This is a genomic window from Fictibacillus enclensis (genome assembly GCF_001457035.1).
Classification (GTDB): Bacteria; Bacillota; Bacilli; order Bacillales; family Fictibacillaceae; genus Fictibacillus_C; species Fictibacillus_C enclensis.
Genome location: NZ_KQ758618.1, coordinates 282,085 through 296,030 on the forward strand (window position 1 = coordinate 282,085; position 13,946 = coordinate 296,030).

The 13,946-nt window shown below is 43.6% G+C and carries 18 protein-coding genes; 14 read left to right on the forward strand and 4 right to left on the reverse strand.

Going from position 1 to position 13,946, the window contains the following annotated elements; genetic code table 11:
- Window positions 1-208 precede the first annotated feature (208 nt).
- Window positions 209-1,330, forward strand: a complete 1,122-nt coding sequence (locus AS030_RS11815) for an ABC transporter permease (protein WP_061972052.1) — start codon at window positions 209-211, stop codon at window positions 1,328-1,330.
- Window positions 1,331-2,476 carry an ABC transporter permease gene (locus AS030_RS11820; RefSeq protein ID WP_061972053.1) on the forward strand — a complete coding sequence of 382 codons (1,146 nt, stop codon included), beginning with the start codon at window positions 1,331-1,333 and terminating at the stop codon, window positions 2,474-2,476. It begins immediately after the preceding gene.
- 38 nt (window positions 2,477-2,514) lie between these two features.
- Here the strand turns inward: AS030_RS11820 and AS030_RS11825 are convergent, their stop codons facing one another.
- From AS030_RS11825 to hxlA, 4 genes are all read right to left on the reverse strand, one after another.
- Entirely contained in the window at window positions 2,515-3,654 is a 1,140-nt protein-coding gene (locus AS030_RS11825; RefSeq protein ID WP_061972054.1) for a zinc-dependent alcohol dehydrogenase, read from the reverse strand.
- A 117-nt stretch (window positions 3,655-3,771) separates the two neighbouring features.
- A complete protein-coding gene (locus AS030_RS11830) occupies window positions 3,772-4,488 on the reverse strand; it encodes a 3-ketoacyl-ACP reductase (RefSeq protein ID WP_061972055.1) in 717 nt (238 codons plus the stop codon).
- A gap of 66 nt (window positions 4,489-4,554) precedes the next feature.
- Window positions 4,555-5,112: a 6-phospho-3-hexuloisomerase gene (hxlB, locus tag AS030_RS11835; RefSeq protein WP_061972056.1), complete on the reverse strand. Its 558-nt coding sequence runs from the start codon at window positions 5,110-5,112 to the stop codon at window positions 4,555-4,557.
- Between the two features lie 10 nt (window positions 5,113-5,122).
- Window positions 5,123-5,755: a 3-hexulose-6-phosphate synthase gene (gene hxlA / locus AS030_RS11840; RefSeq protein WP_061972057.1), complete on the reverse strand. Its 633-nt coding sequence runs from the start codon at window positions 5,753-5,755 to the stop codon at window positions 5,123-5,125.
- Between the two features lie 191 nt (window positions 5,756-5,946).
- On the opposite strand from hxlA, the gene hxlR reads away from it, so the two are divergent.
- The 12 genes from hxlR (at window position 5,947) to AS030_RS11900 (ending at window position 13,924) form a co-directional block, all read left to right on the forward strand.
- On the forward strand, window positions 5,947-6,303 hold the full coding sequence (gene hxlR, locus AS030_RS11845) for a transcriptional activator HxlR (RefSeq protein WP_061972058.1): 357 nt from the start codon (window positions 5,947-5,949) through the stop codon (window positions 6,301-6,303).
- 105 nt (window positions 6,304-6,408) lie between these two features.
- Window positions 6,409-6,858: an Lrp/AsnC family transcriptional regulator gene (locus tag AS030_RS11850; RefSeq protein ID WP_061972059.1), complete on the forward strand. Its 450-nt coding sequence runs from the start codon at window positions 6,409-6,411 to the stop codon at window positions 6,856-6,858.
- A gap of 101 nt (window positions 6,859-6,959) precedes the next feature.
- Window positions 6,960-7,097, forward strand: a complete 138-nt coding sequence (locus AS030_RS23610) for a hypothetical protein (protein ID WP_156412570.1) — start codon at window positions 6,960-6,962, stop codon at window positions 7,095-7,097.
- A 338-nt stretch (window positions 7,098-7,435) separates the two neighbouring features.
- Window positions 7,436-7,891, forward strand: a complete 456-nt coding sequence (locus AS030_RS11860) for a hypothetical protein (protein ID WP_240482330.1) — start codon at window positions 7,436-7,438, stop codon at window positions 7,889-7,891.
- Window positions 7,892-8,255: 364 nt separating this feature from the next.
- Window positions 8,256-8,651 carry a hypothetical protein gene (locus AS030_RS11865; RefSeq protein WP_061972926.1) on the forward strand — a complete coding sequence of 132 codons (396 nt, stop codon included), beginning with the start codon at window positions 8,256-8,258 and terminating at the stop codon, window positions 8,649-8,651.
- 214 nt (window positions 8,652-8,865) lie between these two features.
- Window positions 8,866-9,111 (forward strand): hypothetical protein, encoded by a 246-nt coding sequence (locus AS030_RS11870; protein ID WP_061972061.1) that lies wholly within the window; start codon window positions 8,866-8,868, stop codon window positions 9,109-9,111.
- 26 nt (window positions 9,112-9,137) lie between these two features.
- Complete coding sequence (locus tag AS030_RS11875) at window positions 9,138-9,527, forward strand: YesL family protein (RefSeq protein WP_061972062.1); 390 nt, start codon at window positions 9,138-9,140, stop codon at window positions 9,525-9,527.
- Window positions 9,528-9,550: 23 nt separating this feature from the next.
- A complete protein-coding gene (locus tag AS030_RS11880; protein ID WP_061972063.1) occupies window positions 9,551-10,534 on the forward strand; it encodes an aldo/keto reductase in 984 nt (327 codons plus the stop codon).
- Between the two features lie 238 nt (window positions 10,535-10,772).
- Window positions 10,773-10,958 (forward strand): hypothetical protein, encoded by a 186-nt coding sequence (locus AS030_RS11885; RefSeq protein WP_061972064.1) that lies wholly within the window; start codon window positions 10,773-10,775, stop codon window positions 10,956-10,958.
- A gap of 183 nt (window positions 10,959-11,141) precedes the next feature.
- Window positions 11,142-12,788 carry a gamma-glutamyltransferase family protein gene (locus AS030_RS11890; RefSeq protein WP_061972065.1) on the forward strand — a complete coding sequence of 549 codons (1,647 nt, stop codon included), beginning with the start codon at window positions 11,142-11,144 and terminating at the stop codon, window positions 12,786-12,788.
- A 24-nt stretch (window positions 12,789-12,812) separates the two neighbouring features.
- The gene (locus AS030_RS11895; protein WP_061972066.1) at window positions 12,813-13,397 is read left to right on the forward strand and encodes a chromate transporter; all 585 of its coding nucleotides are present in this window, start codon (window positions 12,813-12,815) and stop codon (window positions 13,395-13,397) included.
- Entirely contained in the window at window positions 13,394-13,924 is a 531-nt protein-coding gene (locus tag AS030_RS11900) for a chromate transporter (protein WP_061972067.1), read from the forward strand. The genes AS030_RS11895 and AS030_RS11900 overlap by 4 nt, the downstream gene beginning before the upstream one ends.
- The last annotated feature ends 22 nt before the right edge of the window (window positions 13,925-13,946 follow it).

Here is a 13,946-nt window from a genome sequence, read left to right on the forward strand (position 1 = left end):
ACAGAGAAGCTCAATTTGTTTGTAGCTTCATTGGGGTTGATTGTAGTGAAGGTGCGAGACTCCGACGGGAGATGCGTGCCAGGTGAAACCAGTGAGGCGCTTGCACCGGTAAAGTAGGCGCTTGCACCGGTAAAAGCGAGCAACCTGAAACGAGAAATCAACCAAACTCCGAAGTGAATTTTATAAAAAATCAAGGAGGTCCTCCCCTGTGAACGTGTTAAACATTGCACTTCTGCAGTTGAAAATCAGCATCAGGGATAAACGAACGATTATCTTCATGCTGGCGTTTCCTATCGTCATGATGCTGGTTCTTGGATCAGCGTTATCCAATGCGTTTGATAACCAAGTAAAAATAGATAAAATGAAGGTCCTTTATAAAGAAACGGACAACACGAGCATAGCACCCTATTTTGAACAATTCACGGAAGCGGCCAAAAAGGAAAATATTCATTTTTATAAAGCCTCGGATACAACCGATGGTAAAAAGGCAGTAAGGCAAAACCACTATGATGCCTATGTAGAGGTTTCCAATAAGGGAATGAATTTCTACGGCAGTGAACGAAACAGCATCGAAAGCAGTATTGTTCAGGGCATGCTGACTGCGTTTGCGGATAAGTATAATCTTGTGAGCCAGGTGGCCAAAGTGAAGCCCGATCAGACACAAGCGGTGCTGGCGAGCGGAACCTCACATGATTATGTAAAGGAAACATCATTAAACGCCAAAAAAGCACCAGGTTCGATGGATTATTATGCGGTGGCGGTAACCACAATGATTGCCCTATATGGAGCGATTGGAGCAACCTTCCTGCTCAGAGGAGAAAGAACCCGAAATACAGCAGTGCGCCTTGCCGTTGCACCGATCAACAAAGCTGAAATCTTTCTGGGTAAAATCATCGGGAGCATTGTGCTAAACCTGTTGTCTCTTTTATTGATCGTTGCTGTAAGTTCATTCTTGTTTAAAGCGAACTGGGGAGATCATCTCGGTTTCGTTATCATCATTCTACTGTCAGAAGTTTTCCTTGCTGTCAGTTTCGGCCTTGGCATCAGCTACATGGTGAAAACCGGTGAGGCTGCAAGAACGCTCATTCTGATTATCCTTCAGCTTGCCTCATTCTTTGGGGGTGCGTATTTCAAAATTGAAGGCGCAGACGGTATTATGAAGTTCATCATGAACCTTTCCCCGATTACATGGGCGAATACAGCCATAACCAAAATTATTTATAACAATGATCTCGCTGCCTCTCTTCAAGTTATTGGTTTAAACCTGGGTATTGCGATTGTCTTTTTAAGCATTGCCATCGTCTCGTTTAAAAGAAGGGAAGGGTTTTAAATGAAAGAAGTTCTTTGGCTCATCTCAAATTCGTTGAGATCTATCGTAAAAAACAAAAAAAGATTATTTACCTACCTGTTTGTTCCGCTGATTGGTATTCTTATCGGGATCGCCGCTTACGGGAACACGGGCCCGAGTACGATGTATGCAGGTGTCGTTAATCATGACAATGGAAAAATAGCAAAAGATACTGTGAAATTCATCAGCGGAATCAACCATGTTAAGGTCTCTAACATCGATTCTTCAAAAATAAACGACCAGATTGCATCTGGAAAACTGGATTGTGTAATCATCCTGGATTCAGGCTTTTCAAAAAGTGTGATGAATGGAAACCCGGACCATATCGAGATGGTTTCGATTAAAGGTGCCTCTATCACAGGCTTTGTAAAATCCTATGTGAACAATTATCTGTCCAATGTGGCTTCCTTGAGCAAAGCGGCAGGAGGAGATCACACCGCATTCCAAAAAATGTACGATCAGTACAAAGATTCAAGCTTCAAGGTTAATGCTCAATCATTAAAGGATACGTCCAAAAATAATGACATTACCGGCCAGACGATCGGCTTCCTCATCATGATTATGCTCTCCAGTGCAGGTGGATTATCCGAGATTATCATTCGTGAAAAGGAAAACAGAACGTATTTACGCTTAATGTCATCGCCAATCAACAGCCGGATCTATGTCTTTTCCAATGTGGTTGTGAACATGATTATCATGACTGTGCAAATTTTAATTACACTCACAGTGATGACAAAGGTATTTCACATTTCTCCAGGTGTTCCATTCTGGACGATGGTTGGAGTGCTATTGATCTTCGCGCTTGCCGGAGTAGGACTATCGCTTGTTATTACTTCCTTTGCGTCTACTACCGCTTCCTCAGGAGCGATGCAAAACTTGATCATGACGCCAACATGCCTTCTGGCAGGCTGCTTCTGGCCAGTGGAAATCATGCCAAAGACCATGCAGAAAATTGCAGAATTCCTGCCTCAGAGATGGCTGCTTGATACCATCACCCAGCTGCAAAAAGGGCATTCGCTTAGCAGCCTTTCCATGAACATTTCCATTCTATTCGCCTTTGCGTTGGCATTCTTCATGATCGCCATTTACAAATTCAGCCGCGGAAACAACGTAAGAAACTTTATTTAATAGTAAATCCCCTTTGGTTATCCAAAGGGGATTTTGCGTTATGGCTTTAATACGACCTTAATGCATTCATCCTGATGATCGTTGAAGGTTTGATAGGCCGCGCTTGCCTGATCCAGAGGAACGCGGTGGGTAATAATTTCTGTCGGGTCGAACTCCTTATTGGCGATTTTATCAAAAAGCATTGGCATGTAATGAATTACCGGAGCCTGCCCCATTTTCAGGGTGATGTTCCGTTCAAAGATATTTCCAAGCGGAAACATATTATACATGGACCCGTATACACCGGTCATTTGAATGGTACCGAACTTTTTAACCGCTCTGATGGCAATCTGGACCGCACTCAGTGTCCCGCCCTGAAGCTTTAATTTTTGTTCAATGGCTTCCACGGCTGACTTTTTGCCATCCATCCCGACACAGTCGATGACTACATCAGATCCTCCGTTGGTAATCTCATGAATATGGGCGCCCATATCATCGAACTGATCAAAATTAAAGGCTTCCACATTGTTCATCTTGACGGCGTGGTTCAAGCGATATGGAACATTGTCCACAGCGATGACCCGCTTGGCGCCTTTCATCCAGGCGAATTTTTGCGTCATCAGGCCAATAGGTCCGCAACCAAGAACGACAACCGTATCTCCTTCTTTAACCCCGGCGTTTTCCACGCTCCAGTAGGCAGTAGGAAGAACATCTGACATGAAGAGGACGGCCTCGTCTTCGAGTTCAGCGGATTCCGGTATGACAAACGGCATAAAGTTCCCATATGGGACGCGCAGGTACTCAGCCTGTCCGCCGCTGTAGTCACCATAGCGCTCTGTAAATCCGAAATATCCTCCGGTATCAAATTCAGGATTACGGTTGGAATTATCACATTGGCTTTCCATCTCATGCTGGCAATAATAACAGTGGCCGCATGAAATGTTAAATGGTAAGACGACACGGTCCCCTTTTTTTACACGGGTAACATCAGGACCCACTTCTTCCACTATGCCCATTGGTTCATGTCCAATGACATAATCCTTATGTGCAGGCAGAGCGCCCTGATAAATGTGCAAATCCGATCCACAAATGGCAGTGGAGGTAATACGTACAATAATATCTTCTTTTTCCTGCAGTCTGGGATCTTCTACATTTTTTACTTCGATCTCTTTTGCTCCCTGGAACGTAACGGCCTTCATAATCAACCTCCTAAATATGGTATAAAATCCTATACCCTTTGTGAGATATTTTATCCACCATTTACATAAACGTTAAAAAAGCAGCTCTCGCAAGGAGAAGCTGCTTCCGTCATTCATTTATGGATTGGTTGACCACATGCCTGCATTTTTGATGAAAATACGCGGGTTTAATTTGAGTTGGTAAACCATGAACTCCGCCATGTCTTCCGGCTGCATGACTTTTTCAGGATTGCCGTCCGTCAGGTTGGTTTCAATCGCCAGGTCTGTTGCGACAGTACTTGGTGTAAGGGCACTGACCCGGATATTGTGTTTTCTTACTTCGAGCATGAGTGATTCTGTTAATCCAAGAACTGCAAATTTGGAGGCACTGTAGGCACTCGTTACCGGTGCTCCTTTTTGTCCTGCAGAGGATGAAATGTTAATGATGTCGCCCGCTTTTCGTTTAATCATTTCTGGCAAGACCGCTCGGGTGACATTGTAGACACCCATAACATTCACGTCTATGATGTTTTTCCACTCTTCTGGCGAAAGCTCGAGAAATCCGCCAAATTTGGCGACCCCGGCATTGTTGATTAATATATCAATTTGATTTAAATCAGAAGTAAGGGTTTCTACCGCTTTTACAACTGCATCATAGTCGGTGACGTCAGCTTCAGCGACGGATACTTTTACTCCATATTCCTTCAGTTCTGCTGCCGTTTTTTCCAGGTTGGCAAGGGTCCTTCCCAGAAGACCGACATGAATGCCTTCTTTCGCAAAAGCGATGGCAGTGGCACGGCCGATCCCCCGGCCAGCTCCGGTAATAAGCGCCGTTTTTCCCTTTAATGTCTGCATAAATATTCCTCCTTTATGTACACGGAAAGGACCGCTAAAAGCAGTCCAATCCCTGTAAATCTTCTTCTACTCCAGATTGGCATGACGGCCGAACATGGTGTCGGTATCAAGCCCTTTTCTTTCCATAAAACGCAGAATCACCGCATCGAAAAACAACAGCAGTGTTTGTTCGAATAAGGATCCCATTGGTTGAATGGTTTTATACTCGTTATCCGATTGGTCCTTTGGAGAGCCTGGCAGTTTCACGCAGGCATCTGCCATTTTTCCCAGCGTTGAGTCAGGGAAAATGGTAACGGCCATTACTTTTCCACCAATGCTTTTGGCTTTTTCCGCCATCGTGATCAAGCTTTTCGTTTCCCCAGAGCCTGAGGCGAAAATGATAAGGTCATTTTCGGTAAAGTTGGGAGTCACCGTTTCACCGATTACATAGGAATCAAGCCCCATATGCATCATCCGCATCACGAAGGATTTTCCCATCAATCCGCTTCGGCCGGCTCCTGCAACAAAGATCTTTTTGGCAAGGAGAATTTCATCCACAAGCTTTTCTGCTTCTTGATCTGAAATTAAGTCCGCAGCTCTGCTTAATTCCTTCACAATTTCCGAATAATAATGTGAAGCTTTCATAGTTAATTCCTTAGTTTTGCTTGATTAATTCTTGGATTTTAGCTGCAGTTTCTTTTTTGTCATCTTGTCCGGTAATACCACCGCCGACAATGACAAGATCAGGCTGTGCTGCCACAACTTCAGATAAGGTTTCAAGTTTGATGCCGCCAGCAACAGCAGTCTTTGCGTTTTTTACCACGCGTTTGATGGCTTTCAAGTCTTCAAACGAATTTTTTCCTGCCGCTTGTAAATCATAACCGGTATGAACACAAATATAATCAACACCAAGATTATCGAGTTCTTTCGCGCGTGTTTCAATGTCTTTAACAGCGATCATATCAACAAGGATTTTTTTGTTTTGTTTTTTGGCTTCTTCCACAGCACCCTGGATGGATGCATCTTCAGCAGCGCCAAGAATCGTAATAATGTCTGCACCTGCTTCGGAAGCTTTCATTACTTCGTATCCTGCAGCATCCATGATCTTCAGGTCAGCCAGAACCTTCAAATTCGGGAATGCTTCTTTCATCGCTTTAACGGCTCCAAGGCCTTCATTAATAACAACCGGAGTACCGATCTCCACGATATCAATGTGATCTTCTACTTCTTTCACCAATTGGATGGCTTCTTCTGTATTGACAAGGTCTATCGCTAGTTGTAATTCCATTGTTAGTTCTCCTCCTGTGATGTCTTATCTAGGTTGATGCTACCTGTAATATTTCCTTAAACGATAATCGTCATTCGAAAAGGATAGTTGTAAGTATACCTCTTATTTACATTTTGTGAAGTACTGACTTTAATATTACATAGTGTCAAAAAGTATACTATGAGTTATACTAGGGGTGGAGGTGATAAAAGATGTCTAGAATGGATGGAAAGATGTTTAACTGCGAAAAAGAATTAACACTGTCCGTCATCGGAGGCAAATGGAAGATGATCATTTTATGGCATTTGGGGAAAGAAGGGACCAAACGTTTTGGTGAACTGAAAGCGTTGATTCCCGGCATAACACAGCGCATGCTCGTCAACCAGCTGCGAGAGTTGGAAGAAGACAAGATTATTCATCGAGAAGTCTATCCCGTTGTTCCGCCTAAAGTGGAGTACTCATTAACAAAGCAAGGCGAAAGCCTGATGCCGATATTGGATGCCATGTACCAGTGGGGAAAAGATTACATGGTCACCATGGATATGAAACCGCTGGATGACGCAAAATAATCCCGTCTTACCATGGACGGGATTTTTTCTTTCAAAAACTATTTGTGTTTCATGAATGCAAAGGGTTACAATGAGTATTATTCGAATGCCGTGTGGTGATCAAAATTGAAACTAAGTGAAACAGACCGGAAAATTTTAGAGCTTCTTTCGCAAAATGGACGAATGTCCTATGCGGAAATCGGCAAGGAATTGAACATTTCCCGAGTATCTATCCGGGATCGTGTGCATCAGATGATGGAAGCTGGCATCATTGAAAAGTTCAGTGTTGTCATCAATTCGGAATTGGTCGGAAAAACGGTATCTGCCTTTTTTGAAGTGGACTGTGAACCCGCTTATCTCGTGACAGTCGCAGAGAAACTGGTAAACAATCCAAGTGTGGCAAGCTGCTATCAGATGACAGGTCCAAGTACCTTGCATATGCACGTGCTGGTAGAAGACTTTCCGTCATTGGAAAGCTTCATCAATAATGAACTTTACGGGATAGAAGGAATTACAAGAGTTGAATCCCACATTCTGCTGCGGCGATTTAAAAGCCGGTCGGGATTAAAACTGTAGGCATCTTACATACAAGAGCCGCTCGGGTCACCAGGACCCGGTGGCTTTTTGTCATTTAACGAATAGGCCAGATGCTGTATTTAAGCAAGAATGAACAAAACATGCTGGCACAGATGGGCATCTTTCAGGATGTGGGCAAATTCAAGATCGATCCGGGCATCCTGAACAAACCAGGGCGCTTGACGGACGAAGAATTTGAGATTATGAAAAGTCATCCGCAGTATGCGGTACTTTATTGAAAAGACGACACAATGGAGAGTGCCATTACGAGCAGCGCTAAGAGCAGAAGAAAGAATGTAATTGGGGATATCTATCCTAATGGTTTCAGTTTTATTTTATATTCTAACGGTAAGTGGATGTCTAAAAAGAAGCTGGGCATTCATACGATTGATGAGGCTATCGATTGGGTTAGAAAGATATTCGGCGAATGAGTAGAGATTCAAAAAAACAGTAGATTATCTTACTATTTTAGTAGCAAAAAAACCTTTACTGAATATGTTAGTTATTGAATGATGCGAATGTTGGACAAGCATAGCATTTATTCACTGATTAACTTTTACGGAAAAGGGTTGGTAATATGGGGAACATGAGGAACACAAGGAATTTAAGCCTATTTAACAATTTTAACAACTTGTCATCAGACGAGGTATTTGAAATTGGCGCTAATTGCCTGTTAGTATTAAAAAACCGCTTTTTTGCAGTCGTAGAAATAGAGTCGGAGGTTCCAGGGGTTGATCTAGAAGTGTTTGTGATCATCCGTATAGATGAACAAACCGCTAAGAAACTCCACGATGCAGGATTGGAATTTTGTGAAATCGTGAATAGAATACCGGAAGCAACAGAGGGTGTAAATGTAGAGTTCAAATGTATTTTTATCAATAAAAACCAAGCGTTTGCATTGTTTGATGTAGAAGATGATTTTGACGAGGCAGTATTTGTGAGAATTTCTTTGGATGAGGCTAAGCGTTTAATCCGCAGAGGCGCCATGCAATGCACCGTAATTGATGCTCGAAACAATAATTCTAATTGCTAGATATAAAAAGGTGCATTAAAGGTGCCAGGCATCACTCATTACACAAGTGTGTAATGGGGGTGCCTGGCACCTTATTGTTGTTTTGGTAAACACCATATCTTTTTAATAGCCGCACAGCGGCTACTATGATTGTGAATCTTTGGCAGTCTTACTATTTTTGCTCTGCTTAATTGGTTAACTTACTATTTTAGTAGCAAAAAAACCTTTACGGAATATGCTAGTTATTGAATGATGCAAGAGTGCTGCCATAGGAAAGGCTTATTGGACAAGCATGGCATTATTCACTTAACTTATACGGTAAAGGGTTGGTAAAATGGGGAAAATGAGGAACACGAATAATAGTCTTTTTGGAAATTTGAGCAACATGGCACCAGAAGAGATTTTTGAGATTGGGGCCAACTGCTTGTTGGTACTGGACAATAAGTTTTTTGCTGTCGTTGAAATTGAATCTGCTGTTATGGGTGTGGAGCTCGAGGTGTTTGTAATCATTCGAATTGATGAAGCCACTGCACGGAGACTTCATAAAGCTGGTCTTGAATTTTGTGAAGTAACACGAACAGTTCCGCGCGAGAGAAACGGAGTTACGGTAGAGTTTAAATGTGTGTTTATTCAAGGCAACAATGCTTTTGCTTTGTTTGATGTGGAAAATGATTTTGACGAAGCTGTATTCGTAAAAATCTCACTCTCTGAGGCTAAGCGTTTAATCCGCCAAGGCGCCATGCAATGTACCGTAATTGATGCTCGAAATACGAATTGCTAGATATGAAATGGTGTTATTAAAGGTGCCTGGCACCACTCATTACACAAGTATGTAAAGGGGGTGCCAGGCACCTGTTTTTTTCGTTATCTCTTTGCTGCGTCTAGGCTAAGACCTTCGACTTCAGGGTCGACGGTTTTGATTTTTGCTACGTAGTCGCGAAGGTTCTCCCAGTCAGAGAAGCCAAGGTCGGTTACGAAGGAGGCAGACTACTCGTATGTCTATTCGCATGGTGAATTTAATAGCGCATTGGTTCAAACCGGCAGGATATCTGCTCGTCCGGACTGCCAATCCCTATTTTCAAATCAAGGACAGTGATGGTGATCAAAAAGAATATATGCTGCTGTTTTACCTTGATTCCACGCCGATTACTTCCAACTACCCCGGGAATACACAGAATCTTATTGAGAGGAGCGGAAACAGTGTTTCGCACTTTTCTTCACTACTTCAAAAAAGAATTTAAAAACTTCCAACCTGGCAGGTTTTTTTTTGGGGATTTGTGGAATTCTTCTGTATGCAGATTATCACTTTCTGTTAACAGCGAGCGGTGCCTTTCGGATTACGGCAGCACTCCTGCTGCTCTTCCTGTTTTGTTATAGCCAGACTGTACTGTTCTTTTTTCCTGTTTTCGTTCATTACGAGCTGGATTTGTTCGGATACATAAAAACGGCGTTTTTGATTGGGATGATGAACCTCCACACTGTATTTTTCATGGCTGTGGGGCTGGGGGCTCTGGTTTATCTTCAAATCAGTTATCCCGGATTTCTCCCTTTTTTTGGAGCCGTTTCTCCAGCCATACTGATCATGGCAGGAGGCTGCTATGGATTCAATCGTATGAAAAGGCTGCAGTTGAGCAGAACAGAACCAGGACACAGATGATGAATTGAAAAGGAGCGTGTCTTATGAATTACCGTGAATTGGGAAACACCGGAATGAAGGTAAGTGAAGTAAGCTTTGGCACATGGGCGATTGGCGGATCCTGGGGACATACAAATGACGAGGATTCGTTAAAAGCAATGGATTATGCGATTTCAGAAGGTGTGAATTTTTTTGATACGGCCGATGTATATGGAGACGGTCACAGTGAAGAACTGCTGGCAAAGGCAACAAAGGGAAAAAAGGACCAAATTTATATCGCGACGAAGTTTTGCAGGCAGGGGGACATCCAGTCCCCGGAAAACTATTCCTATGAAACGGTTAAGAAGTATTGTGAGGACAGCCTGAGAAGGCTTGGCCGTGAAGCAATCGATCTTTACCAAATTCATTGCCCGGCAACAGAGATTTTAAGGGACGGGCAAGTTTTTGATGTGCTTGACACATTAAAGAAGGAAGGAAAAGTCCGGAATTACGGAGTCAGTGTGGAGACCGTGGAAGAAGGGTTAATCTGTCTGGAGCATCCGAATGTATCCAGTCTTCAGGTGATCTTCAATATGTTCCGTCAAAAGCCGCTCGAAGCATTGTTTCCCCAGGCGGCAAGCAAACAAGTCGGTATTTTGGTAAGGCTTCCGCTTGCCAGCGGACTGCTTACGGGCAAATATCAAAAAGGCCATGTATTTGAGGAGGACGATCACCGGAATTTTAATGAAAACGGCGAAGCATTTAATGTGGGTGAAACCTTTGCAGGACTCGGTTTTAATAAAGGTGTGGAACTGTCTGATCAGCTGAAGTGGATCGCGGATGGCAGACCTTCCATGGCAAGTGCCGCCCTTCGTTGGATTATGGACCAGTCAGAGGTCACCTGTGTGATCCCAGGGTTTAGAAACGAGAGGCAGATCGAACAAAATCTACAGGCGCTTGATACACGCCCGTTTTCTCAAGAAGAACTAGGGCGCATCAGGAGCTTTTATGACTCTGACGTGAAGCAATTTATCAGAGGAGCTTATTAAGGACGAAAACGAGATGGCTAAAACACTTCCTTTCAGGTGGTGTTTTTTTATTTTAGCCCGTTGAAAAAATATTCAAGAAATTTGCAAAATTATGTAGAAAATATTCAGAATTTATTTTATAATCTAAAACAACACAATGACGTTTGTAAATTTAATATCTATTTTTAGCTAACAAACGTAATTTCGTTTTAATTTTTATAAACGAATGTTATAAGGGGGCTTGAAGTTGGCTGATTAATTGTTCAACGGTTATACAGTTGATAGTGCTGTTGATCGGAATTTCATTGCATTCTTTCATGATCCTTATGCCTCGCTTAATCCAAAACAGACGGTGGGAGAGGCACTTGAAGACCATTGTGCGGTTGAACGTCCGGAACGGCGGGAAATTGAAGAAGGCCATTATATCGCATGCCACGAAAGATAGTACGTTAAGCAGAAAATGATATGAAAAATTCCGAATGAATTCGATAATCAAAAACATATGATGTACATATGTAAATTAATCATTTCATTTTTATTAACAAACGGAATTTAATTGTAAGTTTTTTGACCGAATGTTAGAATTATGAGGATTATTTATATCCTCATGGCAAGAGAGGGGATCACAATGGATCAGCATACGATTGAAAAAACAGAAGAACAATTGCTATTTAATCATCAGCGGTACCCATATGCTTCACAGCGTTCAGCCATGTACAGTAAAAGAGGAATGGTAGCGACGTCCCAGCCTCTTGCAGCACAGGCGGGACTTGATATGCTGAAAAAAGGCGGCAATGCGATTGATGCTGCGATTGCAACAGCTGCCTGTCTGACGGTAGTTGAGCCCACATCCAATGGAATCGGCGGCGATGCCTTCGCATTGGTGTGGACAAAAGGGAAACTCCATGGATTGAATTCCAGTGGACCTGCTCCGCAAGGTATTTCTGCGGATGCCTTGAGAGAAAGGGGCTATGAAAAGATACCAAAGTTTGGCTGGGAGCCTGTCACTGTGCCCGGTGCCCCGGCAGCCTGGGCAGAATTATCCCGGCGTTTTGGCAAGCTGCCTCTCACAGAGGCCCTGAAGCCGGCCATTGCCTATGCAGAAGAAGGCTATCCGGTTTCACCTGTTTTAGGGAATTATTGGAATAAGGCTTATCATGAATATAAGAAGGCGCAAAAACATAATGAATTTCAAAGCTGGTTTGATACCTTTGCGCCAAATGGAAGAGCTCCTGAAATCGGGGAAGTATGGCGCTCACCGGGTCATGCCGCTACATTAAGGGAAATTGCGGAAACAGAGGCTGAATCGTTTTACCGTGGCGCGCTTGCTAATCAGATTAGTGCGGCTTCCGAGGCGGAAGGCGGTTTTTTGAGAAAAGAAGATCTGGCCGCTTTTTATCCGGAATGGGTGGAGCCAATCAAAGCGGACTACAAAGGATATGAAGTTTGGGAAATCCCGCCAAACGGGCAGGGCATTGTCGCTTTAATGGCATTAAATCTCTTAAAAGAGTATGATTTCCCTGAGATAGAATCTGCAGAACGTTATCACAAACAGATTGAAGCCATTAAACTTAGCTTTATGGATGCCAAAAAATATGTAACAGATACTACCCATATGAAGGTGACAGCTGATGCTCTTTTGTCCGAGGAATATGCGGAAAAAAGACGACAATTGATCGGGGAGGAAGCCCTTCTTCCTGAACCGGGTACTCCGCCTAAAGGGGGGACCGTTTACCTGGCAGCAGCAGATGAAGAAGGAAATATGGTTTCTTTTATACAAAGTAATTACATGGGCTTTGGCTCAGGGATTGTGGTTCCGGACACAGGAATCAGTCTTCAAAACAGAGGACATGATTTTTCCCTGGACGAAGATCACCACAACTGCCTTTGCCCGGGAAAAAGAACCTATCATACAATTATTCCCGGCTTTCTGACCAAGGATGGAAAACCGGTCGGCCCGTTTGGTGTGATGGGGGGCTACATGCAACCGCAGGGTCATGTCCAGGTGATCATGAACACGATTGATTTCGGCCTCAACCCGCAATCTGCACTTGATGCACCGAGATGGCAATGGATAGAAGGAAAAGAAGTTCTTGTGGAACGCTCGGTGCCGCAGCACATTGCAGAGGAACTGGTTCGAAAAGGCCATGATGTAAAAGTTGCGACGGATGGCGGAGCCTTCGGGCGGGGACAGATTATTTGGAGAAATTCAGAAACTGGGGTCCTCACAGGAGGAACCGAAGGACGAACAGATGGAGCTGTAGCTGCCTGGTAGGAATATGTGTAAGGATTTGATGAAATGACATATCTTAATTTATTTATTGCCTTCTTTCGTTCGGGCATTTTGGGATATGGAGGAGGACCTTCCTCCATACCGCTTGTTCATAAAGAAGTGGTAGGAAACTTTAAATGGATGAATGATGAAGAATTTGGTGATGTGCTGGCACTTGGAAATGCGCTTCCCGGGCCGATCAATACGAAAATGGCCGGCTATATCGGCTACCGTGTTGCCGGTATATTGGGGATGCTGGTTGCCATCCTGTCATCGATTCTGCCCACCATCATTCTTATGATCGTGCTTCTGACTTCATTGGCACAATACAAGGACCAGCCATGGGTACAGGGCATGACCAAGGGTGTGCTTCCTGTTGTTGCTGTGATGATGGGAGTATTGACCTGGCAATTCTTTTCCAGCTCTAAAAAGGGTCTGGGCATTAAACTCAGCCTGATCCATATTGTAGTTGGAGTGATTTTACTTCAGGTGCTCGGTGTTCATCCCGCTTTTCTCATTGGTGCCCTGCTGGCATATGCGCTGCTGAAGCCGGAAAATAAGAAACAAGAGGAACCTGTTGAGGAAGCAAAGAGGGGAGAAGGTATGGGATGATTCTATGGCATATCTTTCTCGCATTCTTTATCCCGGGCATACTGGGATATGGAGGAGGACCTTCCTCCATTCCACTGATCGAAAATGAAGTGGTCGGACGTTATCACTGGATGACGGTGAATCAGTTTACTGAAGTTCTTGCGCTGGGAAATGCGCTTCCCGGACCGATTGCCACCAAGATGTCAGGCTATATCGGCTACATGCAGGGAGGTATTCTCGGTTCAATCGTTGCTACAGTTGCTACGGTAGGCCCGTCATTATTTTTGATGATTGTGTTTCTCGGTGTGATCTACAAATACAAGGATTCACCCCGGGTGAAAAAAATGACCTTGTATGTGAAACCCACCATCGCCGTCCTTCTTGGCATTATGACGTATAACTTTTTTATGGAATCGGTGGATACGTCCGGATGGATACAAACAGCGGCCATTGCCCTGCTAAGTTTTCTGTTAATGGAAAGGCTGAAGGTTTCACCTGTGATCGTCATTGTCGCCGCCATTGGGTACGGAGCCCTTTTTATGGTGTAAATCAAAAAAGAGGACATCCTGC